Genomic DNA, 24,901 nt, shown 5'->3' with positions numbered 1-24,901 from the left:
ATAGCACATTTGCCAGTAGATAAGTTGGTTTCAAGGATGTAAAACCCGCGGGAAACAGGGAAAATTTTATCCGTTGGACTCAATAGATACTGAACAGCAGGAAGACAGTAAGCAGTACCACGACCCAGGTCACGACACTGCCTGTTGGCCAGGTGCGTGCCAACATCCCTTCGGGGCCATGGTGTCGGCCTATATAGGTCCAGATGATGGAGAATATCCGGCTAAAAGCGCTTCGCAAAGCCGTATCGAGGCAGCTGAGCAGACAGATTAATCGGTTCATCAGAGACAGGATAAGCCGACGATACACCCAGTCAAAGTCGAGACTGATAGTCAGGGTGCGCTTCATCAACGGCAACAAGGCAAAGAAAGCCAGCCCGGAAAACAGCAGTAATTGCAGCTGGGTCACCAGATGCGATGCGGTATATGGCACATAATCCACGGGATAGGGAAGCAGGCGGTAGAGCCACTCCGGGAAAACACCCAGAAAAATACAGGCGACGGCCAAGAGAACCATGGCTGCGCGCATATTCCAGGGCGGGTCCTTGGGCCGTAGCCCCGAGTCCTTCTGAAAAAACACGAACCAGGGAAACTTGATACCGGCGTGTAGAAAAACACCTGCGGATGCGGCCAGCAACAATAGCCAGACCATCATCATATGCTGGTCAGCGGCGGATTGGGATATCATCGACTTGGAGATAAAGCCCGAGGTAAACGGAAATGCCGATATCGCCAGGGCACCGATAATGCCACACAGTGCAGTGAGCGGCATCGAATGGTAGAGCCCGCCCAATTCACTGCACTTGCGACGCCCGGTCATATACAACACAGACCCCGCGGACATCAGCAGCAGTGCCTTGTAGATAATATGGGCAAAGGCATGGGCCGACGCACCATTGATGGCCATTTCGGTACCGATGCCGATACCACAGACCATGAATCCCACCTGGTTGACGATGGAATAGGCCAGGATTCGTCGCATATCGTTTTCCAGCAGGGCATAGATGATCCCGTAGAAAATCATGTAGAGACCAATCCAGATCAGGATTTGCTGACCCGGGAATAACAGTATCAGTGCCAACACAGCGGTTTTGGTGGTGAAGGCCGACAAAAAAACCGAGCCACTGGGGCTGGATTCCGGGTATGCATCCGCCAGCCAGGCGGATAATGGCGGTGCCGCAGCGTTAATCAGCACACCTATCAGGATCAGCCAGCCATCAATATTGGTCAGCGGGATCGGCTGAATCTCGATGGATCCGGTGTGGACCATCACCCCCTCAATACCGATTTTCAACAGTACACCACCCACCAAGTGCATGATGGCGTAGCGTATTCCCGCTTTCCGCGCTCCCTCGGTGCCACCACACCACACCACGACGGTCGAAAAAATGGCCATCAGTTCCCAGAACAGGAACATGGTAATCAGATCCCCGGCAAAGGAAACGCCGATAGCACCCGCCGCGTAGGCCTGGGCGGCGGCGAGTTCCCACCACTTCGCCTGGCGAAAAGCAAACAGCCCGCCGACAAACGCCATGATGGCAAAGATAGTTGCAAACAGGCGGCGCAGAGGGCTCGACTCAATCAGCTGAATCTCGTAATTGAGAAACTGTGCGGTCAGTTGAATGCCGTCGCCCATCTGCCAGATAGCATAGAGTGTCAACAGCGGTGCGCCCAGCACAACCAACGGCCGCAACGGAGCCCTTATCGGCCCGATCAGAAAAGCGCCGAGAATGAGAATGAATGCAGGCGGAAAAATTAATTCAAGCATCGTCATCGTAATAATTATCGGGCCGTTTCAAAAGGTATCCGAGCAGTTTCGCGAATACCACCATCAGGGCACATGAAACAAAACCAAAAGCGGCGTTGAAACCGAACCACCCGTCAAAACCGAAGTGGCCGTGTACCGAAGCAAACAACTGGACGACAACCGTCGCAGCCAGTATCAGGCCAAAACCCCACCAGAGTTTCTTATGATTTTCCGGCCGGTAGAGCCAGCTTTTTTGAACGTCATTTGGTGCGTTCTTACGGTTGGTCATCGGGGCACCCCCAGCACTGCCATTTCAAAGGCAACCAACGGACCATTCAGAAAGAATACCAACAGCGTCAGCAATGCCGTGACACAGATGGCCCCCACCATGGGCAGGGGCGCCTCGCCATGGGGTTTCGGTGGCGCAACTGACTCCTTGCGAAAGTAAGCCCTGAAAATAATCGGCAGAAAATAGGCCGCATTGAGACCTGTAGAAAGCGTTAGCACAATTAGCACAAAATAACTGTCAATCTGAAACGCGCCGGCAATCATGTACCACTTCGAGACAAAGCCACCGGTAGGCGGCACACCGATCATACTGAATGCCGCTATCGCAAACGCACCCATGGTAATCGGCATCCGAAACCCGATGCCATCCAGTTGGTTAATCTCAGTTTTTTTGCTGGCGATATAGATCGCACCCGCCGCAAAAAACAGTGTGATCTTGGCCACCGCGTGGGCGACGATATGCACGATAGCTCCGATTTCAGAGAGGGGGGTGAGCACCAGAACCGCCAGCACGATGTAAGACAACTGCGAGACCGTCGAATAGGCCAGCATACGTTTTATATTGGTTTGCCGGAGGGCCAGTATGGAGGCCACCACAATGGTAAACCCTGCGATATAGACGGCAATCACTTCGTGTGGCACATCCACCAGGAAGTCGAGCCCGAAAATGTAGATCACCACTTTAGCGATGGTGAACACACCGGCTTTCACCACAGCCACAGCATGAAGCAAGGCAGACACGGGCGTCGGCGCTACCATCGCAGCTGGCAGCCAGCGATGCACCGGAATCAGCGCAGCCTTGCCGATCCCGAACATGAACATCAGCAGCAAGATTGTGGCGCCGATGCCGCCGATATTGCCCTCAAGTATACCGCCGGGACGAAAATCCAGGGTGCCGGCAACAAAATAGGTCCACATCATGGCCGGTAAAAACAACCCAATGGAGGTCGCCAGCAGAATACCGAGATACGTTCTTGCTCCGGCGCGAGCCTTGTCATCGCCCTTGTGGGCAACCAGCGGATAAGTGGACAGGGTCAATATTTCATAGAACAGAAACAGGGTCAGCAGGTTGGCTGCAAACGCCACACCCATAGCCCCAAAAATTGCGACGGCAAAACACACATAAAACTGGGTTTGGCGCTTTTCCTGATTGGCGCGCATATAGCCGATCGAATAAACCGAAGTGACAATCCACAGCCCACTGGCCACCAGCGCAAAAAGAATCGACAGGGGTTCCGAGTGAAGGGCAATGTGCAGGCCGGGCAAAATCTGCCACAACTCTACATAAAGTGCAGTAGCCTCATCTCCACCGCGTTCAACGGCACCGAATACCTGTATCACCAGATAGAAGAGCAGGCCCGCCGTAGACAGAGTTATCGCTTCCCTGAAATTAGGCCAACGGCCACACAGGGCGATCAGCAATGCCCCGCAAAGTGGCACGACCAGAGTAAGTTGCAGGGCCAGAAGTGCTGTCACGGGCCACCTCCGAACAGCATTTGTGCCGCACTATCCGATAGATAGACCGGCAGGCGCGTGTCGATCCCAAAGTAGATATTCGCCAGTGCCAATATGGCAGTTGGTATCAATAGCGACAGCGGCGCCTCTCTGCAGACTTCATTCTCACCTTTCCTGAAGTAAGCCACTTCCACCAGTCGCCATATATAAATAACAGCGAGCAGGGAACCCAGTAGCACGGCAATAACCAGTGGCCACCAGTCGCGTTCGAGGGCCGCCAGAACCAGATACCACTTGCTGATGAAACCAACCGTGCCGGGCACACCAATTAAACTCAGACCGCCAATCACGATAATTGCCATGGTCCAGGGCATGCGCTGGCCCAGCCCTTCGAAATGTCGTATATCGGCACTGCCAAAACGGAACACAACTGCTGCCAATGCTAGAAAAAGCGCTCCCTTCATCAGTGCATGATTGAAAAGGTGAAGCAAGGTTGCCTGTAATCCGGTAGCAGAACCAATGCCGATACCAATAATCATGTAACCGATCTGCGCCACACTGGAATAGGCGAACAAACGTTTCACATTGGGCTGCTGAATCGCCACCAGAGACGCCACGAACACCCCCGCCAGGCCTAGCACCAGAAATATGCTATGCAACGGCAATACGGACGCGGCAAAACCGACCCCAAACACGGAAAAGTGAAAACGAATCAGCAGATAAACCGCGACTTTCGTTGCCGTAGCCGCCAAAAATGCGGTCACGATTGACGGCGCGTAGGCATAGGCATTGGGTAACCACAAATGCAGTGGGAACAGTGCCAGTTTCAGGCAGACACCCACCATCAGAAAGGCAAATGCTGTAAAGGCTGTGGCAGAGTTTTCCAGCGCCGGCAACCGGTTCGCGAGATCCTGCATATTCAGGGTGCCGGTGAGACTGTAGAGAAAACCGATACCAATCAGGATGAACGTGGCGCCAATCGTGCCGACAATCAGATACTGGTAGGCGGCCCATAATGCACGCCGGTCCCGCCCCTGGGCAATCAGGGCATAGGTTGCCAGTGAAGAGATTTCCAGAAACACAAACACATTGAAGATGTCGCCTGTGGCGACAATGCCGAGCAGACCCGCCAGGCAGAGCATATAGAGCACATAAAACAGCGGCTGCCTTTCTGATGGAATTTCTATTCTGATAGCTGTATTCGCAGCCAGCATCATCAATGCGCCAATACCACTGACGATCAGTAGCACGTAGGCCGACAACAAATCGATGCGATATTCGATACCCCAGGGTGCATCCCACCCCCCCAGGCTATAGCTCAACGTACCGAACTGATGAACCTGGAACACCAGCAGGCCACTGATTACCACTGAGACGAGACTGGCCATACAGGCCAACAGCCAGGCCGCACGGGCCCTATCCAGCAACAAACAGGCTGGTGCTGCCAGCAGGGGCACAATCACTTGTAAAATAGGGAGATGGCTCAGCACCGCAAATCTCTTTCCTGTAACTCTTCTTCCTCAACCGTGCCATAGGCATTCTTGATGCGAACCACCAGTGCCAACGCCAACGCCATAGTGGCGATACCCACCACAATGGCGGTGAGAATCAGCACATGGGGTAACGGATTGGAATAGACACTCACGCCCTCGGCAAGGATCGGAGCACTGCCCCCCGCCACCTTTCCGACACTGATATAAAAGATAAAAACAGAGGTCTGGAAAATATTCAGCCCAATCAGTTTCTTGATCAGATTGCCCTGCACGATGACGATATAAAAACCGATCATCATCAGTACGATTACCACCCAGTAGTTATATAGCTCCGGCAACATTATTCGGCCTCAACTCGACCGGTGGCATAACCGGCAAACGCGTAAAAAATCAGAATCATCGCAGCGGCCACTGTGATGCCCACTCCCAACTCAATAACGAGGATACCGATGTGTCGGCCAGCAACAGGATCGGCGGCAAGACGGCTGTAGTCCAGGTAATTCACTCCTGTCAAAAAACTGACAACCCCCACGCCACCGTAGAGTAGAACCCCGAATGCCGCCAACCATCGCAGGATTGACGGCTTGATCGCAGCCTGGGCCTTGACCAGACCAAACAACATTGCATACAGAATAATCGCTGCCGCAAAAATGACTCCGGCCTGGAAACCACCACCGGGGCCATATTCACCATGAAACTGGACATAGAGAGCAAACAGCAACATAAGGGGAATCAGCATCTTGCTCACCACCCGCAGAATCATGTGACTGCGCATTGTTTCAACAGCATTTGCCGGGGAAGACTGTTGGCGCTTCCCCCCCGACGTCAGCAGAATCAGCACACCCACCACCGCCGTGAAAACCACCACCACCTCCCCCAAGGTGTCAAAGGCACGGTAGTCTGCCAACACCGATGTCACCATGTTGGGAATACCGATTTCAGTGGGAGATGCCTGAATATATCGCGCAGCGACATGAGTGTGTGCGGGGGCATCTGGCGAGCCGAAGGGTGGCATGTCCAAGGTGCCCAATATCAGCAGAGCACCGGTCACCAGTACCAGGAAAAAAGCTGCCCGCGGTCGCCTGTGGGCTGTCTGTTCATAACGGCCGGCCACGGTCAGTGCGGTCAGCATCAGCAAGGGGAAAACCCCTGCGCCCACAGCCGCCTCGGTAAAGGCCACATCCACAGCATCCATGGAGACAAAGAAACTCGCTGACAACAGACCATAGATCCCCGCCAACATCACGCAGGCAAACAGATCTCTCTGCCGGGCAATGGCCAGCGCGGTGACTACCAGAAGTAGCAACAGCGTAATATCCAGGACTAGTTCGATGGGGGCACTCCCTTCGTCATCAACATCATTTCTTCATGCATACCACCAAGGGATCTGACGGGAGAAATGCTCTGCGCCCGCCCCCAGTTTGGAGTACCAAAGCTATTGTTCATTATTTTCATTGACCAGCGGCTGAAGGTTTCCATGGAGCGCCGCTTTTGTCAGTGCGTGACTAGCAACCGGGCTCGTGATCAGAATAAACAGTAAAATCAACAGCAACTTGAAAGACAAAATACTCCAACCCGCAAGCAGTATAAGACCGAGCAGGATCAGTGTAGTAGCCAGCGTTTCAGTAACACCTGCAGCATGCATCCGGGTGAAAAAATCGGGGAATCTCAGTACACCGACAGCACCAGAAATAATCAGAAAAGCGCCCAGTAAAAGACAGGCAGAACTCAACATAGCCACCATGCCGGCAAGCATCAGAGGGATCCTCCCTCTTCTTCATTGCGGCTGTATTCAAAATACCTGAGCACGCCAACAATACTGATGAAGTTGATTAATGCATACACCAGTGCAATATCCAGAAAGTCTGGCCGGCCGAACAAAAAACCTATTACTGCGATCAGCAATACGGTTTTTGTGCCAAACAGATTAACAGCCAGAATGCGGTCATAAATTGTGGGTCCGAGCAACGCACGGACAATCGCCATCACCATCACAACCAGAATTGCCACTGCACTTGCAATCAGCATCTAAAGCTCCAGATCTGCAACGCGCCGATTCATTTCACCATCCTTCAGTTCGGCTATATTCTCTGCCGTCAGAGCGTGTACCAACACTGTAGTGCCTTCGATATCCATCGACACAGTGCCCGGCGTCAGGGTTATCGAATTGGCGTAGATGACTTTTCCCATATCCGTCTTCTGACTCAACGGCAGCCTGGCGACACAGGGACTGATCGATTTATTGCCCAACCAGATGCGCTTCACCACATCAATATTGCTGAGAATAATCTTACCCACCAGCCAACAGTAGAAAAATGAGATATGCCCGCTCAGATGAAGGGGCTGGGATTCATGGTCGACCACATCCATACGATGGGAAACCCAGACGGCAAATACCACGGAAAAAGCGCCGAGCGACAATAACAGCGGCGAATAGTGGCCAGAATTTCCAAGCCACAACACCATCAGTACAAAAGCAAGGCTCAGGCAGTGTTTCATGATAGTCCGTCGATGATCCGCATGAGATGGGTATTAATACCTCGTTATATTTATAAATTTTTTAAAATGCCGACAATACTCTATTTATTGGAGAAGGACTTGTCGAGCACTACGGCAAGAATATATTTGTCATTCTGATCTGCCGTTATCAACACCGCACATGGGCTGAAGCATTTTTTTGTTATCCAAAGCCGCCTCACTATTAATTTTTGTGGCGAGATCGTCAAGTGTCATTTGATGGGAAGCTCCCCCTGAGCAAACACAAGACCACTTGCAACATCAGCAGGCCGGGAAGAAAAGTGTATCGGGTTTGCGCAGAATTGACAGGAAGAAAGAAATTGCCGCCCCGCCATTTTGGCCAGAGCACAAGCATTCGCCACCACCGGACCCCATAACATTATGGAGACAAAAATCGGTCTCGACATTCGTTTCAGCACGGTAACCATAAGGTCCCTAATTGTTATAGTAATTTGCCGAGTACTTGCTCACTTCTTCCAAAAAAAGCTTTGCTAAAAGTGTCAAAAAGTATGTCAAATAAGCATCACTTTTGCACACAATATTTTGCAATGCAGAAAAGTCTGGGCAGACAGCCCACCGGCTATGCCTGACTGGCAGATACCGCCTTAGACCAGACAGAAATCCGACCAACAGACGGGATGATCATTGCCTTCTATTCGCTCTGACCTGACCGCAACTCAGGATTGGCAGGCGCATCATACGGCCGACTGACAGCAGCAGATTTTTCTTCATCCCTCAATGCGGCCAGAGCGCCGGATAGCTCGGAAAATATTTTGCAGTTGGTCCCATCCGGGCGAAAGCCGGCCCGCGATAGTGTTTTCAGTGGCTGGAACTGAAAATCTGCCAGGAGCAGGCGCGTACCGGATGCTCGGCAAGTATCAAGCAACTTATAAAGCGCCGCCACGCCGCCAGAATCGAGAATTGATACACCATCCAGATACAGCACTAGCCCCTTTTGACCTTTGCCTAACTGCGCCAGCTCACCAAAGACACGGTCTGCCGCCGCAAAGAATAATGGGCCATTTATTTTCAATACACGCCAGCCGTCGGGAATTTCACCATCGATCATTTTTTTATTGCGGGAGATATCGCTGATTTTTGTCATTTCGGCAATCTCTTTCATGAACAGCAAAGATGCCAGAACAAGACCTGCAGTAATCGCAATCACCATGTCAAACAATATTGTCAGGGAAAAGCAGACCGCAAACACCAGCACATCGCTCGGCGGAGCGGTTTTCAGCAGGTGCGCGATCCGGGATGTCTCGCTCATTTTCCAGGCAACGACCACCAATAGCGCCGCCATGCTGGCCATCGGCATAAATGATAAAAGCGAGGAAAGCCATACCACGGCAGCCAGCACCACCAGGGCGTGAATCATTGGCGCGATGGGTGTCACTGCACCAGCCTTGAGATTGGCAGCCGAACGGGCAATCGCAGCTGTGGCTGTAATACCACCGAAAAAGGGCGCAATAATATTGCCAATACCCTGCCCCAGCAATTCACTGTTGGCGCTGTGTTTGGTACCGGATGCGCGATCCAGTACCACGGCACACAACAGCGACTCAATGGCCGCGAGCATCGCGATGGCAAAAGCCGCCGACAGCAGATCCTGAGTGACGGACCAACTGAATACCAACGGTGCTTCGCCCGACTGAGTTCTTTGCCAGGGCCATTGAATATCCGGTAATACTGATGAAATACCCGCCCCGACCGTTCCATCGGGGAGGACGAAACTGAAGGTGGATCCAACTGTGGCAATGCCCGCACCCTGTTGATTCAGAGTTACTGCCACCAGACTACCGACAATGACCGCCGGCAGGTGTCCGGGAACAGGGGTTTTCAGCAGAGGCCAGAGCAGCATCACCAACAATGTGGCCAGCCCTGTGATCAGACTCCACACTGAGAAATCGGGCAGAGCGCTGATCAGTGCCAATACCTTATCGGTAAAATGAATGGGCATATCCGCAATATGCAGGCCCAGAAAGTCTTTGAGCTGGAGAACGGCAATCACAACGGCAATTCCCCCGGTAAAGCCGAGGGTAACCGGCTCCGGGATGTATTCGATATAACGTCCGAGTCGCAACAGTGCCATCACTACCAGTATGATACCGGCCAGGATGCTCGCCACCAGCAGCCCGGGCAGCCCATATTGCTGAACAACCGGGTAGAGAATAACGACGAATGCAGCAGTAGGGCCGGAAACACTGAAACGCGACCCGCCGGTCAACGGAATGACAAAACCGGCAATAATGGCGGTGTAAAGCCCATACTGTGGCGCAACACCACTGGCGATTGCCAACGCCATGGCAAGAGGAATGGCGATAATGCCAATGGCAATACCAGCCATGGCATCCTTGAAAAAAACCTTTGAGTTGTAGGGGGTATCACTCAGAGACGTACGCAAGCCATGAGCAATTTTTAGTGAAAAAAGGTGCGCGCGATGGGCCATAGAGAAAACCTGAAGCGGCAGAAACTATTGAGTTTACGGATCAGACAAATTAACATTCAATTAACATAATAACTGAAAACCGCTCTAGCGAGAATCACCAGATGGAAAATCGAACTGCCAGATTGACACTACTGATTGATCCAAAGAAGAAAGCCATCTTTGAAAGGCTGTGTGCCAACGAAGATGTCACCCCTTCCCAAAAGATTCGCCAATTTATCAGGGAATATGTCGAAGACAACCTGGGGCCTGACTGGCGAAATGAGGTCTTTGGCGATGAAGAAAAAACTGGCTAACAGCTCTGCAGGCCCTCACCCCCGAGCAGAAAACGATGCCTTCATCAGCCGATTTGTTCGGTAAACGGCTTGCCTGTCAACTCCAGAATAATCTCTTTTTTACAGGTCAGAATTGTCACCTGATTTTCATTGCTCCAGTCCATACTGACCAGGTCATCCATGAGCTCATCATCCAGCGCATCTGGCTGATTGCTCTCGGCATAACTGATAACTTCGGGGAAGACGATACGCAGGGACGGTTCCTCATCTGAGGGGTCGTTGAGACACTCAATAAAGAGCAGGCGCACATCGACATCGTAAACCAGGTTATAGATATAGGGGGACGTTTCGCCCAGGAGTTCGGCAGTCAGCGTCATAATGTTTCTCAACAGCGATGTATGGGGGGCTATCGTACCCTATTTTGTAACGATCTATTGGATTGGCGAGAACAATCTTGCCAATTTCGTCAGCGAAAGGAATATCAGACTGCGTTTTTCCAGTGATTCAACCGTCAATGGCCGGCAGCCATTGAAATCATCCAGCAGCATCGCTTCCACTTCTTGGGCAAACGCCCAATCTCTGACCATCACAGTAATTTCGAAGTTAAGGTGAAACGAGCGGTTATCGAAATTGGCAGTTCCCACATATGCACGGTCGTTGTCCACCAGTACAACTTTCTGATGCAAAAAACCGCGCTGATACTGAAAAGCCTGAATACCGGCATACTGCATATCCATCAGCGCAGCAAAGGAAGATAACTGAACAAGCCGGTTATCAGTGATACCCGGTAACATAAGTCGTACCTCAACACCACGCAGAGCCGCCAGCTTCAGGGCATTACTAATCGACTCATCGGGAACAAAATAGGGGCTGACAATCCAGATGCGCTCCCTGGCACTGTTGATGGCATGTAAGAACATCAACTGACAGGAGTCCAGCAGATCAGCCGGGCCGCTCGGCAGCACCAGCACCTGCTGATCATTCGGCATAGTCTCCGGATGCCAGTTCATGGCGGGGACCTCACCTGTCGCCCAATACCAGTCTTCCAGGAAGGAAACCTGTGTCCCCTTCACTGCTGGGCCTTCCAGTTGGACATGGGTATCCCGCCAGGGTTTGAGACGAGGATGGCGGTGGCGATACTCATCACCCAGATTGGCCCCGCCAACAAAAGCACACCGTCCATCCACGACAACCACCTTGCGATGATTGCGGAAATTGATCTGAAAACGCCGGCGCTTACGCCAGCGCCAGGTACGAAAGGGCTCAATGGCTATCCCTGCTTCCCGGCAGGCCCGCAAATAACGACGCGTCAATTTGAAACTGCCAATGGCATCGAAGAGAAAATAAACCCTGACACCCTGACGGGCTTTTGCCGCCAGCCGCTGTAAGAGTTCGTTGCCCAAACGGTCGTCTCGAACGATATAGAACTGCACCAGTATGTAGTTTTCGGCACGGTCTATTGCCGCAAAGATACGCTCGAAAATCTGCTCCCCATTGATCAGCAATGACACCTGGTTGCCACGTGTGAACGGCATCAGAGCCAACTGTTCAAGCAGCTGAACAGCGGCGGGAGCATCGCCGGGCAGACTGAAGTCCTGGGCCATTTCCGACAACAACTTCTGGGCGATCCGCTGTATTTCCAAATCGCCCTTGCGACGCGCCTCCACGTAGCCGTAGAACCGCCGCTGTCCAAACAGGAGATAAACAGGTACCACCAACGGCGGTAAAAAAATCAACCCCAGCGACCAGGCTATGGCCCCCTGGGTCGTACGAGCTTTGAAAATGGCTTCGATTGCCAGCGCAGTACCCAATATCACAGTCAGAATATAGACCGGCAGCCAGAACTCACCGATCCACTGCCACCCCTGACCAATCAGCACCAGGGGTGGCCAGAGCCAATGACCCACTGGTTAGCCTCCCCCGCTGGTCGAAGGTGAACTATCGGGATTGGAATCACTGGTGGCGAGGCCCGCGCCACACCATTTGCAAAAACTGGCATCCCGATCATGACCGGCCTTGACGCAGTTGGGGCAGGGATACAGGGATTTTTCCCGCTGCATTTCACCGGCCAGTTCAGCCGTGATAATACCCGTGGGAATGGCAATAATGGAATAACCGGTCAGCATCGCCAGCGTGGCAATAATTTGCCCTGATACCGTGTGGGGCGTGATATCGCCAAAACCCACGGTGGTCAGGGTCACGATGGTCCAATAAATACTCTTGGGAATACTGGTAAAGCCATTTGCGGGGCCTTCCACGACGTACATCAGGCAACCGAATAGTGTGCTCAACACCAACACACAGAAAAAGAAGATAAAAATTTTCCGCCGGGCCTGATTGATGGAACGCATCAGCACATCGGCTTCAGATAGATAGCGAACCAGCCTCAATACCCGAAAGACACGCAATACCCGCAACAGGCGGATAATGAGCAAATAATGGGCACCGGTAAAAAACAGGGCCAGATAGGAGGGGATAATCGAAACCAGATCGATCAGACCATAAAAGCTGAACAGGTATTTGCGGCGATTGGGGGAGCAGAAAATACGCAGGCCGTATTCCACGGTAAACAGCGCTGTAAAAAACCATTCCACTGAAAAAAACAACAGTGCGTAACGGCTACTGAGAGATTCAACCGTGGTTAGTATGACAGCCAGCACACTGATCAAAATGGCATAGATCAGAAATATATCAAAGCGTTGCCCCGCTTTGGTGTCTGTACCAAAAATGATCCGGTAAAGTTGTTCGCGCAATTGCTGTTTGTCCATGGTGTGTCAACGACGCCCCTTTATTATTTGATGATTGACCGCCATACCGACAGCTTGACCAATCCTAAAGGTTGCAGCCCGGTTTGGGTAGTTAATCACGTCACTGAAAACCCGGCCATCAGACTACTGTCCACACCATCAAGGCCTATACTTGACTCATGGATCAGCCAACCCCGCTTCTTCGCTCCCTTTCACTCCTGGAAATCAGTTTTTATGGCATAGGGACTATTGTTGGTGCAGGAATTTACGTGCTGCTGGGCAAGGTTGTCAGCGAAAGCGGCATGATGGCACCATGGGCTTTCCTTCTGGCAGCGGTGGTTGTCTGTTTCAGTGCCGCCTCATACGCGGAACTCTCCCGACGGTTTCCCCACAGTGCAGGGGAGCCTGTGTATATCGTGGAATCGCTCAGATCCAGACACTTGGGTGCCCTCGTGGGGTATGCACTGGTATTGGGGGCCATTATTTCCGCAGCCACAATCACCCGGGGCTTTACCGGTTATATGGGCGTTTTTTCCCATCTACCCGATTGGTCGATGATGACAACACTGATCATCATTCTCACCGCTATTGCTCTTTGGGGAGTCAAACAATCTGTCACTATCGCCATCCTGACAACCGTGCTGGAACTCGCCGGTTTGCTATTGATCATCGTCATCAGCGGCGATGACATCAAACAACGTGGAATTGACTGGTCATCACTAATTCCCGAGTTCAGCACGACAGAATTTACAGCCATCACCAGCGGGGCTTTTTTGGCATTTTTCGCATTTATCGGCTTTGAAGATATGGTCCATATGGCAGAAGAGGTCAAAAACCCACAGACGAACCTCCCTCTCGGGATTGCCATCGCCGTAACGGTGACAACACTTCTCTATGCCACCATTGCGATCGTCGCTCTGCAAACGGTGCCGCTAGAGAGTCTGGCCAGCTCGCCCGCACCAATGGTGCTTCTGGTCGAACGAAACAGTGACCTCCCGTTGCAACTGATGGGAGCAATCGGGGTCGTCGCCATGGTTAATGGCATACTTTTGCAAATCATCATGGTTTCCCGGGTACTTTACGGTATGGCGAAACGACAACTGGCTCCGGCCCTGCTCAGTTCAGTGTGCACCGCAACAAGAACCCCTATCCCCGCAACACTGCTGGCTGGCAGCCTGGTGCTCGCCTTTGCCATCTGGCTACCCGTCACCACCCTCGCCAGAGCCACCAGCTGCCTGATACTGCTCGTGTTTACCTTCGTCAATCTATCCCTGTTATCCTTACATTATCGAGAGCGACAACGGGGTCCGTTACAGCTGGGTTTGCCGGCGACTGGCACATTACTCTGTATTGGCTTTCTTGTTATTCAAATCTGGAGCTGGTCATGACATTACCCCGGGAAATGGCATGTATTGAAATCGGTAAACCCGGTTCGGCAGAGGTACTCACTGCAACCCATCGTCCTGTGCCAATACCTAGTGATAATGAGGTGCTGATTCGTGTGCGGGCTGCCGGTGTCAACCGGCCTGATGTACTGCAACGCCAGGGGCGGTACCCACCGCCAAAGGGAGCCTCGGATATTCCGGGTCTGGAAGTCGCCGGGGAAATTGTTTCCGTCGGCAGGAATGAAGCGAACTGGCAAGTGGGACAATCGGTGTGTGCACTCCTCAATGGCGGTGGTTACAGCGAGTATGCCATTGCCCATGAAACCCTTTGCCTGCCGATACCATCGCCCTTCAACCTGATTCAGGCCGCAGCCATTCCGGAGACATTCTTTACGGTCTGGAGCAATCTGTTCCAGCAAAATACTCTGCAGCCAGGGGAAACCCTTCTGGTTCATGGCGGTAGCAGTGGTGTTGGAACCACTGCAATCCAGCTGGCGAATATGCTGAATCATCGCGTATTCACCACAGCGGGCAGTGACGAAAAATGTGCCTATTGCCTGCAACTCGGTGCCGAGGCCGCGATCAACTACCGGAAACAGGATTTTGTCGAGGAAGTGAAAGTGCTCACGGATGGCGTGGGTGCAAACGTGATACTCGATATGGTGGGCGGAGACTATGTCGGCAGAAATATCCATGCTGCGGCATTTCGAGCACGCATCCTGTCAATCGCGTTCCTCAAGGGTTCCAGAGTGGAAGTGGACCTAATGCCAGTCATGCTGAAACAACTGGTACTGACCGGCTCCACGCTGCGGGCCCGTCCTGTATCGGAAAAAGCCGCGATAGCGAGGTCTGTGCTGGATAAGGTCTGGCCATTGCTGGAAAATGGTGCCATTGCACCGGTTATCAATGAGACTTTCCCACTGGCCCAGGCCGCCAAAGCCCATCAATTGATGGAAAGTAGCGAGCATATTGGCAAAATTGTACTCACACTGGACTAACCGTCCTAAACCCAGGAAAAACCTGCCATCATGAGTAAAGAATCCCGTCTTGTATATTCCACGGAGAGCGGGCGCATCAAATCCGGCAATGCTGCCCCGGCCAGACCTGCCGGTGATGGCATTGTGCGGATCCGCCGTGAAACCAGTGGCCGAAAGGGCAAGGGTGTAACCACGATCAGTGGTCTCGAAATGAGCGACAGCGAACTGAAGTCCTTGGCAAAAAAACTCAAGGAACTTTGCGGTACCGGGGGTTGTGTCAAAAACGGCATTATCGAAATTCAGGGTGACCACCGGGAAAAGATTCGCGACACGCTGATCAGCCAGGGCCATGCCGTCAAGTTTGCCGGGGGCTGACCGATGTCGGTAACCGCACCATACGGCAGTTGGACATCTCCCATCGTCCCCACGTTGCTCACCAGCGCTGTGCCCGGGTACGCCTGGCCTCGTGTGGATCGCGGCAATCTTTATTGGCTGGAGTCCCGCCCGTGGGAAAACGGTCGATCAGTCATTGTACAAAAAGACCCGCAGGGTAATGTCAGGGACGTCCTGAAGGCACCCCTCAGTGCCCGCAGTAAGGTACACGAATACGGTGGCACTCCCTATCTGGTAGCTGACGATACGCTTTACTTCTGCCTTCAGGACGATCAGCGTCTCTACGCTCAGGACCTGAGTGTACTCGATGCGATCCCGCGCCCACTCACCCCCGAAAGTGACTACCGGTTTGCCGATTTCTGTCTGGATCGCAAACGCCAGCGGCTGATTTGCGTGGCAGAAAACCATACACAACCGGGGGAGCCAGAAAATCTTCTGGTTTCGGTACCACTGGATCAGTCAATGGCCATTCAACGGCTCTGTGAAGGCGCGGACTTTTACGCTTATCCACGGCTCGACAAGCACAATGAGCAGCTGTGCTGGGTCAGCTGGGATCATCCGGATTTACCCTGGGACAACACCCAGCTCTGGCTGGCAGAACTGGACACCGACGGTAACCCCGGGGCACCACGCCTGCTTGCCGGTAGTGGCCATGAATCGATTGTGCAGCCCTGCTGGTCACCGGATAACCAACTGTGTTTTATTTCGGACCGCAACAACTGGTGGAACCTGTACCGCTGGGACCCCGGCAGTGATCAGATCTCGGCCCTGTTGCCGATGAAGGCTGAGTTTGCCACCCCTCTCTGGGTATTGGGCATGTCCAACTATGGTTTCTGCGACGACGGGACACTGGTCTGCAGTTATACACAGCAGGGGAGTTGGCAACTGGCCATGTTGGCGCCCGGCCAGGCCTTGCAACCGGTTTCAACCGACTACACCCAGATCTCTGACCTCTATTGTGAGGACAATCGCGTATGGCTGGTGGGGGCATCCGCCACCCGGGGAGCAGAACTGGCACAATTGGATATCGGCGAGAGGGATACTCTCCGTGTATTGGCCAGCAGCTGTTCACCGGCTATTCAATCGGGTTATCTGTCCAACCCTCAATCGGTCAGCTTTCCAACCGGTGGGGGAAATATCGCCCACGGATTCTTTTACCCACCGGCCAACCCCGGATTCAATGGTCCGGCAAACAGCCTGCCACCGCTCATCGTCGTCTGCCATGGCGGTCCAACCGGGGCAACCAGTTCCGCCCTCAACCTGAAAATCCAGTACTGGACCAGCCGGGGCTTTGCCGTACTGGATGTGAACTACCGGGGCAGCACTGGCTATGGACGTCAATACCGCCAACAACTCCATGGCCAATGGGGCATCGTCGATGTGGAAGATGTGACGGCAGGTGCCCGCCATCTGATCGAACAACAGAAAGTCGATCCACAGAAAATTGCTATCCGGGGCAGCAGTGCCGGTGGCTATACGGTACTGGCCGCACTGTGTTTCCGGGATATGTTCAAGGCGGGAGCCTGCCTGTACGGTATTGGCGACCTCGAAACACTGGCTCGCGATACCCATAAATTCGAGTCCCGCTACCTCAACCGTCTGGTGGGTCCCTATCCGGAAAAACAGTCGGTCTATCGTGACCGCTCCCCGCTTTACCACGCGGAGAAGTTTCATTGCCCGGTGATATTTTTCCAGGGGATGGACGACCGGGTAGTACCACCGGAGCAAGCGTTGACCATGGTCAACGCACTGAAAGAAAAACACCTGCCCGTGGCCTATCTGCCCTTTGCCGAAGAGGGCCACGGTTTCAGAAAGGCGGAGACAATCCACCAGGCACTTGAGGCAGAGCTGTATTTTTACGGCAAAGTTTTCGGCTTTAACCCCGCGGATAAACTGCCGGCCATTTCCATAGACAACCTTCAGGAATAGACCGCTAACCCATGGGCAGATACCGGCCACCCGTCACCAGAAGCGCACCCTATATCACACCGGAAGGCGCTCGGGCATTGCGGGAAGAGCTGCACAAACTTTGGAAAGTCGAGCGTCCTGTGGTCACGGCCGTAGTCCATGAGGCCGCCAAAAATGGCGACCGCTCGGAGAATGGTGATTACATTTACGGCAAAAAACGACTTCGGGAAATTGATCGTCGGGTACGCTATCTGAGCAAACGGCTCGATGAAATCACCGTCGTGGACCGACAACCCGAAGACCGTGACAGGATTTACTTCGGCGCCTGGGTCACCCTCGAAGATGTGCATGGGAACCAACATTGCTTCAGACTGGTGGGCGCCGATGAAATCGATCCCGCACAACATAAAATCAGCATTGATTCACCACTGGGACGACAACTCCTGGGCAAGCGCCTAGATGATGAGATATCTCTGGCCATCAAGGGCACTACGGCTCAGTGGCTGATCAGTGAAATCTGTTACACACCCCGCGCCAGCAACCGGGAAAATCCGGCTGCGGATTGATTGGCACAGGCCATACCTCTGGAAATATTTCCCTGATCCGCCAACTGTTGCGATCAATCCCGATCGCCCTGGAACCCAGGATTTTCCGAAGCGTGACTGGCTTCAGCCGTTTTTACTGGATAATCTTTCAGGAATACCCCATGTTCACCGTCTTTTAACACCCGGTGAATCAGCCATTCACGGGGCACCGTACCGCGCTCCACATCCAGCAGATCTATAAATTCCTCAAAAACAGGCTGTTTATTATTGTCGAGTACCAGCTTGACGTTGGGCAAGTGGCGTTTTTTGATTTGTGAAGAGAGCACAATGCCGACATAGCCATTGCCTAATTCCACAATCGTGCCCGGTGGGTAGGGCCCCATCAGCTGAATAAATTCCAGCGCCAGGGCCTCATCAAAATGAGTTCCTCGATGCCGATAAATTTCCTTCAGCGACTCCAGAGTAGACCTGGCTTTGTCATAACAGCGCTCACTTGTCATGGCATCAAAAGCATCCACAATGGCAATGATACGGGCATAACTGGACAACTCGTGGGCAAACAGTCCGCGAGGGTAGCCCTTGCCATCCATTCGCTCGTGGTGATTGATGGCTACATCAATAGCAGAACTGAGACTACCCTGAGACTTCATTAACAGTTTCCGTCCTTCCTCGGGGTGAGCCTTCATTATGACAAACTCCTCTTCAGTCAGCTTGCCTGGCTTATTGAGAATCTTGTCCGGTATCTGCATCTTGCCCACATCGTGCAACAGACCACCAACCCCAAGATTAATCAACTCATTTTCCGGTAGCCGGAGATGACGACCAAACGCGATGGCAAGGATACAGACATTCAGGCAATGCTCCATGGTGTAGTAATCCATGTGCTTGATTTTTACCATCCATAACAACGCACTGGGATTGCGCAGGATACTGTCAATGCAATTGCCTACCACATCCTTGGCACCCTGCGTATCCAGAACATTGCCGAGCCTGGCCTGCTCCAGCAGATCTTCCACCTGGCTGTGAGCCGCCTCATAGGCTCTGCGTGCCACGGGGTGCTCATTCTCCACCGTGTTCTGCGCCGGGTATTCCGGCCGGGTATTCATTGCCTGAATCAGCGAACCGCTATCATTATCAACGCGGGCTCTTTTGTGCAGAGCATTACCACCTGGACTGGCAGCGCTTCGCTTTGAACGACCGAAACTGGCTCTGAACGGATCTTTCTTTTCGCCCCAAAGGCGACCCTCCTTTTCCACAAACACGTAATCACAGTATTCCTGCAGTTTGCGAATTTCAGAGGGGTGACGTATCACAAAACCCTGTAACAAAAACGGTGTTTCCAGCCACGGGCGATCCAACTCAGTCACCAGCATGCCCAGTTTCAACCCGCTCACCGGCACACGAATAAAATTTGATCGATCGAGAAACTGGTTACTCATGTCTATTCCCTGATATCGGTGTAGCTCAACAAACCACTAAAAAATGGCTCAATCGGCAAACAGCGTTTTACGTATGTTGAAGTCTCACTGCAATCTCTTGTTTCAAGCGGGGTACCAGTTCAGCCTCAAACCACGGGTTTTTGGCCAACCAATATCGGTTGCGAGGCGATGGATGGACCAGAGGCATAGTATCAGGTAAGTAATCACGCCAGTGGTGGACCCGTGCAGTAAGCGTCCGGTGTTGTGTCTCCTTGAGATAATAGTGCTGGGCATATTGGCCGATCAACAGGGTCAGGGATATCCTCGGCAACCGGGCCAGTATCGCCTCGTGCCAGGTGGGCGCACATTCTGCTCTGGGTGGCAAATCACCGGATTTTCCCCGTCCCGGATAGCAAAAGCCCATCGGCATAATCGCAAAAAAGCCCGCGTTGTAAAACTGTGTTTTGCTGACCCCGAGCCACTGGCGCAACCGGTCGCCACTGGGATCACCCCAGGGAATACCACTGGCATGCACCCGGGTCCCCGGCGCCTGGCCAATCACCAGAACCTGAGCCGTCGGCTCCGCACGCAACACTGGCCTCGGCCCCAGCGGCAAATCCCTGCACAGGGTACAGGACCGCACCTCGGCCAGCAGATTGCGAAGCATCAAGGCAGTATCGTCTCCGGCGATATGACTCACGGATCAATCCCGAAGATCATGGTCGTCGACACTGGCCCAGTAGGTATTGAGCAGAAAACCGCCCAAAACGCCCAGCACCAGCCACAGTGGCCATGCACCCCCGGCAACAGTCAATAATACCCAGGCCACCCCCGACATAACGAACAGGGATACCAGAGGCTGGCGCAATTTTCGGTTGATCGAATAGCCGTCATCGTAGGGGCGAATACGATTCAGGAGAGGCGCCCCGGATGACAGTAAAACCCCCAGCCAGACGAGGTCCCGGTAGACGGGAAGAGCCCCCAGAGAGACCAGAAAAGCCACCGTGCTCCAACTGTAAAAAAACAGGGAAAAAAGTTTTTTCATAGGACCGACCACCATCAATCAGACTGCTGAGTTGGCACACCAGACAGCCGGGGCATAACACGCGCACGCACAAACTCGGGCAGTACCAGCATGGCCGGAGTGAACACCAGTGTCAAAATCGTCGAGAACAGCAGGCCATTGACGATCGCGGCGGCCAATTGCTGCCACCATGAAGCAAGTTCGCCGTTTACCTCGATCTGTCGGTGAATAAAGTCCAGACTGACACTACAGGCCAATGGCAGCAATCCCACCGCTGTTGTGACCGTGGTCAACAATACCGGACGAAGCCGGGTAATCGCGGACGAGACAGCAGCATCCAATGCGCTCAGACGACTATCCTCCCGGCGCAGATGATTGTAGGTATCAATCAGCACAATATTATTGTTCACCACGATACCGGCAAGCGCCACGATGCCGATACCCGACATCAAGACACTCAGCGGTTGTTGCATCACCAGCAAACCTAATAATACACCAGCCGTGGACATCACCACGGCCGACAGAATCAGGAACGCCTGGTAGAAGCTGTTGAATTGCATGACCATCAGGATCAGCATCAAAAACAGCGCCATCAGAAAGGCCACACCGAGAAATGCAATAGAGTCTTCCTGCTCCTCGTTGGCGCCCCGAAAAGCAATTTTCACCGCAGGATTAATGTCAGCGGTTTTCAGCCAGGCGGCGATTTCCTTCACTTTGTCATCCGGCAACACGCCATCTTCGGCATTGGCCTTCACAAACAACACATCACTCCGGTCGATCCGCTGGATGCTGTCCAGCCGTGGCCGGGGTTTGCGTTCAACAAAAGTACTGACTGGCACGGCTCCGGAAGGCGTTGTAACCCGCAGTTCATCCAGAGCAAACAGACCGCGGTCCGCCGCCGGATACCGCACCCGGATTTCCACCTCCTCTTCCGCATCATCGGGCCGGAATTCACCAATCTTGATGCCATTGGTCACCAACTGCACCATGTTGCCCACCTGCAGGGTATCGACGCCCAACATAGCTGCTTCGGCGCGATCGACCACCAGCTCCCACTCAATGCCAGGCAAAGGCAGGGTGTCCTCGACATCCCGCAAACCGGTCATCTGATTTTCCAGGTAATAGCGAATCCGGCGGGCTTCCTCCCGCATAATTCCCCGATTGGAGGAAGAAAGCTGCAACTGGATGTCCTTACCCACCGGCGGACCACCCTGAACCGGATTAACCGTCACATCAATACCCGCCATACCAGCCACAGCACGACGAACATCAGCATAGACTTCGCGGCTGGTGCGGTCGCGATCACTGGCCCGCCCCAACTCTACCAGGATATTACTGATCTGATCTTTGGCTCGCTCAAGGTTGCCACCAATGCTGCTGCCCCGGCTTGCCGCGTACACGGTTTTTACATGGGGTACCGCCATTACCCGAAGTTCGACTTCCCGGGACAATCGCGCCATATCGGCTATGGTCAAATTGCCCTGTGCCTGCACAGACACAATCCCGTAGCGGTCTTCGGTCTCCACAAAAAAGTCCACCCCACGACCAAACGTGCCGTAGAGCACAAAAATCGTCACCAACAGCAGCAGCACCGAAACTATCGTCAATACTGGCTGCGCCAGAGCCCAGCCAATAAACTTGCCGTAGGCAGTGCCAAGCTTACCAAGATAAGCCTTGCCCCTGATCGGGGCGTCGGTTGTCGGGGCCAGCTGAGCTTTTTTTCGGCCAAACAGCACCCCCAGTACCGGCACAAATAACAGTGCGTACAACAGAGACCAACTGAGCACCGCAAAAACCGTCACTGGCAGGTAGGACATGAATTCTCCTACGACCCCCGGCCAGAGCATAAGCGGTAAAAAAACGGCCAGCGTCGTTGCAGTCGAAGCAACCACCGGCATAAACATACGGCGCACTGCTGTCACATAGGCATCACGCAGCGACATACCCGAGAGGGTTTTCTGATCAGCGTATTCCACCACCACAATGGCCCCATCAATCAGCATCCCCAGCGCCAGCAACAGTCCGAAAATCACCATGAAATTAAAACTGTAACCGAGCAGGTAGACAACAATCGTTGCACCAAACAGTGAAAAGGGAATACCGAGACTCACCAGCAACCCGGAGCGCAAACCCAGTGCGGCCACCACCACTACCATCACCAGAGCAACAGCAGTGAGAATGTTGCCCTGCAACTCATTGACCATTTGCAGAGCGAAATCAGACGCGTCAAAAATATAGTCGATCTGGACGCCCCGGGGCAGGGTGTCGGCAGAACCTTCTACCAGAGCCTTGACCGAGGCGACAGACTTGATGGCATTGGCCTGGTTGCGTTTAAACACCTCAATGGCCATGGCCTGCCGACCATTGATATGACTAAAGGTGGTGGGATCCTTAAAGGTACGGCGAACATCAGCCACATCTGCCAGTGTGACGACCCCCTCTGAGTTGGACTTCACCGGCAGACCCATCAGGTCTTCTCTCCCCTCGATAAGACCCGGCACCTTGACCCCAAAACGACCGCTGGCCGTGTCGTACTCACCACTCGGAACCAGCAGGTTATTGGCCGCCACGGTTTTCAACAGTTCATCAGCCGTGATGTTGTAGTGTTCAAGTGCAGAGGGTTTCAGCAGGACTTCAACCACCTCCTCACGATCACCCGACAGATTCGCCTGCAGAATTTCTGGCAGGGATTCTATCTCCAGCCGCAAATTGCGGACAATGTGAAACAACTCGCGCTCGGTGAGCTGTTCGCCGGAAAAGGCAATCACCAGGGTCGGCTCGGGGGATGCCGACAGCTCGTTGACGATCGGCTCATCCGTATCATTGGGGAATTCCGCCTTGGCCCGGTTCACCGCCTCACGCACATCCGCCAGTGCGGCACTGATATCAATATCGATCTCAAATTCCACAACTGCAAAAGCCGAGCCTTCCTGGGCACGGGTAGTGAGCTCTTCCACCCCGTCCAGTGATTTCAATTCGATTTCCATCGGCTTGACCAGCAAGCGATTGGCGTCTTCTGGCGAAATACCCTGATGCGTCACCGTCACCATCACCACCGGCACGGTCACATCGGGATTCAGGTCAACACTGATCAGGTAACGGGCGACCACGCCGGCAATCAATACAAACAGCAGAATGGATACGGTGGCTCTGGCGCGACTGATAGCCTGCTCGAGAAGCTTCATTGGATAGACTGAACCTCTGCAACAGGATGTGCTTCTTCCTCTTCTGCCACCACCTGTTCACCCGCAGAGACATATTCCTGCCCGACGGTAATGACACGGGTGCGCTCCGGTAGCCCGGCAACCCACACGCCCTCACCGTCATCACCGATCAGATCAATCAGGACAAAATCCACCCGATCATCCCGATCAATGACTTTCAAGCCAAGTTCACCACCATCACCCAGGGCCAGCAGAGATGCCGGCACACGGTGGGCCTGAAATACTTGAGTAGCCACCATCACCTGACTGGCCACACCGGCGCGAAGCTGAAAGGAAGGGTTCGGCAGGGTGATCTCCATTTCATAGGTGCGGGTTTGCGGTTCGGCCAGATGGCTGAGATAGGTCACCTCACCAGTCACCAACTGCCCCGTAGCCAGCCGGACCGAGGCCTTACCACCGACCTCCGCACGAACGACTTCGCGTTCCGAAAGGCGCGCAACCACTTTCAGCGGGTTCATTTCCACTATCTCGGCACAGATATGGTTGCGGTCCATGTAGTCGCCCACCTCTACGGGCCGGTCGTCGACAAAACCGGCAAAAGGGGCCGCAATACGGGTATTGGCTAAATGAATTTCCGTCAGACGAAGTGCTGCTCTGGCGCTTTCCAGACGCGCATTGGCCTGGGCAATGGCCGAATCAGACTGATAGCCCTTTTCTTTCAGCTTCAAGGCACCGCGATAGTCGATTTCCGCCTGAGCGACCATTGCCTGGGCTTCCAGAACCCGCTGTTCGCGGTCTTCCTTGGCGAGCTCACAGATAGTATCCCCTTCATGAACTACTTGCCCTTTATCAGCGGGAACCGCTACCACCCTGCCGCTGACCTCGGCCCGCAGAATCACATGGCGATTGGGCACCGTTCTGCCCCGAGCGGAAATCTGGCGAGAATAGTCCTCTGCCTCTACCCAGCGAACCCTGACCTTGGTCAGCTCACTAGTAACCACCGGATCGTCCGCTGGTGTGGACTCGCTATTACCCGTCACCAATCCACTGACAAACCAGACGATGATTAACACCAGGATCACCAGTGCGATTTTCACATTGGCATTCAATTATGTTCTCCCA

24 protein-coding genes are annotated in these 24,901 nt (G+C 53.4%); 6 read left to right on the top strand and 18 right to left on the bottom strand.

Annotated elements, in window-relative coordinates:
* Positions 1-79: 79 nt before the first annotated feature.
* The 10 genes from U740_RS06750 to dauA form a co-directional block, all read right to left on the bottom strand.
* On the bottom strand, positions 80-1,771 hold the full coding sequence (locus tag U740_RS06750) for a Na(+)/H(+) antiporter subunit D (RefSeq protein ID WP_235189830.1): 1,692 nt from the start codon (positions 1,769-1,771) through the stop codon (positions 80-82).
* Positions 1,758-2,033, bottom strand: a complete 276-nt coding sequence (locus tag U740_RS06745) for a hypothetical protein (RefSeq protein WP_036859885.1) — start codon at positions 2,031-2,033, stop codon at positions 1,758-1,760. Before U740_RS06745 ends, U740_RS06750 begins: the two co-directional genes overlap by 14 nt.
* Positions 2,030-3,508 carry a monovalent cation/H+ antiporter subunit D family protein gene (locus U740_RS06740; protein WP_036859884.1) on the bottom strand — a complete coding sequence of 493 codons (1,479 nt, stop codon included), beginning with the start codon at positions 3,506-3,508 and terminating at the stop codon, positions 2,030-2,032. Before U740_RS06740 ends, U740_RS06745 begins: the two co-directional genes overlap by 4 nt.
* Positions 3,505-4,977: a monovalent cation/H+ antiporter subunit D family protein gene (locus U740_RS06735; protein ID WP_036859882.1), complete on the bottom strand. Its 1,473-nt coding sequence runs from the start codon at positions 4,975-4,977 to the stop codon at positions 3,505-3,507. The genes U740_RS06740 and U740_RS06735 overlap by 4 nt, the downstream gene beginning before the upstream one ends.
* Entirely contained in the window at positions 4,971-5,321 is a 351-nt protein-coding gene (locus U740_RS06730) for a cation:proton antiporter subunit C (protein WP_036859880.1), read from the bottom strand. Before U740_RS06730 ends, U740_RS06735 begins: the two co-directional genes overlap by 7 nt.
* Positions 5,321-6,286 carry a Na(+)/H(+) antiporter subunit B gene (locus tag U740_RS06725; protein ID WP_235189829.1) on the bottom strand — a complete coding sequence of 322 codons (966 nt, stop codon included), beginning with the start codon at positions 6,284-6,286 and terminating at the stop codon, positions 5,321-5,323. Before U740_RS06725 ends, U740_RS06730 begins: the two co-directional genes overlap by 1 nt.
* A gap of 129 nt (positions 6,287-6,415) precedes the next feature.
* Positions 6,416-6,736: a monovalent cation/H(+) antiporter subunit G gene (gene mnhG / locus U740_RS06720; RefSeq protein ID WP_235189828.1), complete on the bottom strand. Its 321-nt coding sequence runs from the start codon at positions 6,734-6,736 to the stop codon at positions 6,416-6,418.
* Positions 6,736-7,008 (bottom strand): MrpF/PhaF family protein, encoded by a 273-nt coding sequence (locus U740_RS06715; protein ID WP_036859877.1) that lies wholly within the window; start codon positions 7,006-7,008, stop codon positions 6,736-6,738. The genes mnhG and U740_RS06715 overlap by 1 nt, the downstream gene beginning before the upstream one ends.
* Positions 7,009-7,479: a Na+/H+ antiporter subunit E gene (locus tag U740_RS06710; RefSeq protein ID WP_036859876.1), complete on the bottom strand. Its 471-nt coding sequence runs from the start codon at positions 7,477-7,479 to the stop codon at positions 7,009-7,011. It abuts the gene before it with no gap.
* A gap of 670 nt (positions 7,480-8,149) precedes the next feature.
* Positions 8,150-9,946 carry a C4-dicarboxylic acid transporter DauA gene (gene dauA, locus U740_RS06705; protein ID WP_051921264.1) on the bottom strand — a complete coding sequence of 599 codons (1,797 nt, stop codon included), beginning with the start codon at positions 9,944-9,946 and terminating at the stop codon, positions 8,150-8,152.
* A gap of 101 nt (positions 9,947-10,047) precedes the next feature.
* Between dauA and U740_RS06700 the strand changes: the two genes are divergently transcribed.
* Positions 10,048-10,239 carry a hypothetical protein gene (locus U740_RS06700; protein WP_036859875.1) on the top strand — a complete coding sequence of 64 codons (192 nt, stop codon included), beginning with the start codon at positions 10,048-10,050 and terminating at the stop codon, positions 10,237-10,239.
* A gap of 44 nt (positions 10,240-10,283) precedes the next feature.
* Here U740_RS06700 and U740_RS06695 read toward each other — a convergent pair whose 3' ends face one another.
* Genes U740_RS06695 through U740_RS06685 form a run of 3 tightly spaced genes read right to left on the bottom strand, consistent with a single transcriptional unit; the run spans position 10,284 to position 12,986 of the window.
* A complete protein-coding gene (locus U740_RS06695) occupies positions 10,284-10,595 on the bottom strand; it encodes a hypothetical protein (protein WP_036859873.1) in 312 nt (103 codons plus the stop codon).
* 54 nt (positions 10,596-10,649) lie between these two features.
* Positions 10,650-12,125, bottom strand: a complete 1,476-nt coding sequence (cls, locus tag U740_RS06690) for a cardiolipin synthase (protein ID WP_200877060.1) — start codon at positions 12,123-12,125, stop codon at positions 10,650-10,652.
* Between the two features lie 3 nt (positions 12,126-12,128).
* Positions 12,129-12,986, bottom strand: coding sequence for an ion transporter (locus U740_RS06685; RefSeq protein WP_036859872.1), 858 nt, complete (start codon positions 12,984-12,986; stop codon positions 12,129-12,131).
* A gap of 158 nt (positions 12,987-13,144) precedes the next feature.
* On the opposite strand from U740_RS06685, the gene U740_RS06680 reads away from it, so the two are divergent.
* Genes U740_RS06680 through greB form a run of 5 tightly spaced genes read left to right on the top strand, consistent with a single transcriptional unit; the run spans position 13,145 to position 18,194 of the window.
* Complete coding sequence (locus U740_RS06680) at positions 13,145-14,353, top strand: APC family permease (protein ID WP_036859871.1); 1,209 nt, start codon at positions 13,145-13,147, stop codon at positions 14,351-14,353.
* The gene (locus U740_RS06675; protein ID WP_036859869.1) at positions 14,350-15,348 is read left to right on the top strand and encodes an NAD(P)H-quinone oxidoreductase; all 999 of its coding nucleotides are present in this window, start codon (positions 14,350-14,352) and stop codon (positions 15,346-15,348) included. The genes U740_RS06680 and U740_RS06675 overlap by 4 nt, the downstream gene beginning before the upstream one ends.
* Positions 15,349-15,378: 30 nt before the next feature.
* Positions 15,379-15,702 carry a stress response translation initiation inhibitor YciH gene (yciH, locus tag U740_RS06670; protein ID WP_036859868.1) on the top strand — a complete coding sequence of 108 codons (324 nt, stop codon included), beginning with the start codon at positions 15,379-15,381 and terminating at the stop codon, positions 15,700-15,702.
* 3 nt (positions 15,703-15,705) lie between these two features.
* Positions 15,706-17,649, top strand: coding sequence for a S9 family peptidase (locus U740_RS06665; protein ID WP_036859866.1), 1,944 nt, complete (start codon positions 15,706-15,708; stop codon positions 17,647-17,649).
* 11 nt (positions 17,650-17,660) lie between these two features.
* The gene (gene greB / locus U740_RS06660) at positions 17,661-18,194 is read left to right on the top strand and encodes a transcription elongation factor GreB (RefSeq protein ID WP_051921263.1); all 534 of its coding nucleotides are present in this window, start codon (positions 17,661-17,663) and stop codon (positions 18,192-18,194) included.
* A gap of 53 nt (positions 18,195-18,247) precedes the next feature.
* On the opposite strand, the gene U740_RS06655 is transcribed toward greB, so the two are convergent.
* The 5 genes from U740_RS06655 to U740_RS06635 form a co-directional block, all read right to left on the bottom strand.
* Entirely contained in the window at positions 18,248-19,612 is a 1,365-nt protein-coding gene (locus U740_RS06655; protein WP_051921262.1) for a cyclic di-GMP phosphodiesterase, read from the bottom strand.
* A gap of 67 nt (positions 19,613-19,679) precedes the next feature.
* Complete coding sequence (locus U740_RS06650) at positions 19,680-20,291, bottom strand: uracil-DNA glycosylase family protein (protein ID WP_235189827.1); 612 nt, start codon at positions 20,289-20,291, stop codon at positions 19,680-19,682.
* Positions 20,292-20,294: 3 nt separating this feature from the next.
* Complete coding sequence (locus U740_RS06645; RefSeq protein WP_152556799.1) at positions 20,295-20,636, bottom strand: hypothetical protein; 342 nt, start codon at positions 20,634-20,636, stop codon at positions 20,295-20,297.
* A 14-nt stretch (positions 20,637-20,650) separates the two neighbouring features.
* On the bottom strand, positions 20,651-23,800 hold the full coding sequence (locus U740_RS06640) for an efflux RND transporter permease subunit (RefSeq protein ID WP_036859861.1): 3,150 nt from the start codon (positions 23,798-23,800) through the stop codon (positions 20,651-20,653).
* Positions 23,797-24,888 (bottom strand): efflux RND transporter periplasmic adaptor subunit, encoded by a 1,092-nt coding sequence (locus U740_RS06635; RefSeq protein ID WP_051921261.1) that lies wholly within the window; start codon positions 24,886-24,888, stop codon positions 23,797-23,799. The genes U740_RS06640 and U740_RS06635 overlap by 4 nt, the downstream gene beginning before the upstream one ends.
* Positions 24,889-24,901: the final 13 nt, after the last annotated feature.

This window comes from Porticoccus hydrocarbonoclasticus MCTG13d (genome assembly GCF_000744735.1).
GTDB lineage: Bacteria > Pseudomonadota > Gammaproteobacteria > Pseudomonadales > Porticoccaceae > Porticoccus > Porticoccus hydrocarbonoclasticus.
This window is presented reverse-complemented; position numbering and strand designations above follow the sequence as displayed.

Excerpts from the sequence above, each read along its gene's own strand:
- yciH (WP_036859868.1), top strand. The coding sequence starts at position 15,379 with ATGAGTAAAGAATCCCGTCTTGTATATTCCACGGAGAGCGGGCGCATC.
- dauA (WP_051921264.1), bottom strand. The coding sequence starts at position 9,946 with ATGGCCCATCGCGCGCACCTTTTTTCACTAAAAATTGCTCATGGCTTG.
- U740_RS06645 (WP_152556799.1), bottom strand. The coding sequence starts at position 20,636 with ATGAAAAAACTTTTTTCCCTGTTTTTTTACAGTTGGAGCACGGTGGCT.
- U740_RS06710 (WP_036859876.1), bottom strand. The coding sequence starts at position 7,479 with ATGAAACACTGCCTGAGCCTTGCTTTTGTACTGATGGTGTTGTGGCTT.
- U740_RS06695 (WP_036859873.1), bottom strand. The coding sequence starts at position 10,595 with ATGACGCTGACTGCCGAACTCCTGGGCGAAACGTCCCCCTATATCTAT.
- U740_RS06675 (WP_036859869.1), top strand. The coding sequence starts at position 14,350 with ATGACATTACCCCGGGAAATGGCATGTATTGAAATCGGTAAACCCGGT.
- U740_RS06665 (WP_036859866.1), top strand. The coding sequence starts at position 15,706 with ATGTCGGTAACCGCACCATACGGCAGTTGGACATCTCCCATCGTCCCC.
- U740_RS06680 (WP_036859871.1), top strand. The coding sequence starts at position 13,145 with ATGGATCAGCCAACCCCGCTTCTTCGCTCCCTTTCACTCCTGGAAATC.
- U740_RS06700 (WP_036859875.1), top strand. The coding sequence starts at position 10,048 with ATGGAAAATCGAACTGCCAGATTGACACTACTGATTGATCCAAAGAAG.
- U740_RS06640 (WP_036859861.1), bottom strand. The coding sequence starts at position 23,800 with ATGAAGCTTCTCGAGCAGGCTATCAGTCGCGCCAGAGCCACCGTATCC.
- U740_RS06685 (WP_036859872.1), bottom strand. The coding sequence starts at position 12,986 with ATGGACAAACAGCAATTGCGCGAACAACTTTACCGGATCATTTTTGGT.
- greB (WP_051921263.1), top strand. The coding sequence starts at position 17,661 with ATGGGCAGATACCGGCCACCCGTCACCAGAAGCGCACCCTATATCACA.
- U740_RS06745 (WP_036859885.1), bottom strand. The coding sequence starts at position 2,033 with ATGACCAACCGTAAGAACGCACCAAATGACGTTCAAAAAAGCTGGCTC.
- U740_RS06730 (WP_036859880.1), bottom strand. The coding sequence starts at position 5,321 with ATGTTGCCGGAGCTATATAACTACTGGGTGGTAATCGTACTGATGATG.
- U740_RS06655 (WP_051921262.1), bottom strand. The coding sequence starts at position 19,612 with ATGAGTAACCAGTTTCTCGATCGATCAAATTTTATTCGTGTGCCGGTG.
- mnhG (WP_235189828.1), bottom strand. The coding sequence starts at position 6,736 with ATGCTTGCCGGCATGGTGGCTATGTTGAGTTCTGCCTGTCTTTTACTG.
- U740_RS06750 (WP_235189830.1), bottom strand. The coding sequence starts at position 1,771 with ATGACGATGCTTGAATTAATTTTTCCGCCTGCATTCATTCTCATTCTC.
- U740_RS06715 (WP_036859877.1), bottom strand. The coding sequence starts at position 7,008 with ATGCTGATTGCAAGTGCAGTGGCAATTCTGGTTGTGATGGTGATGGCG.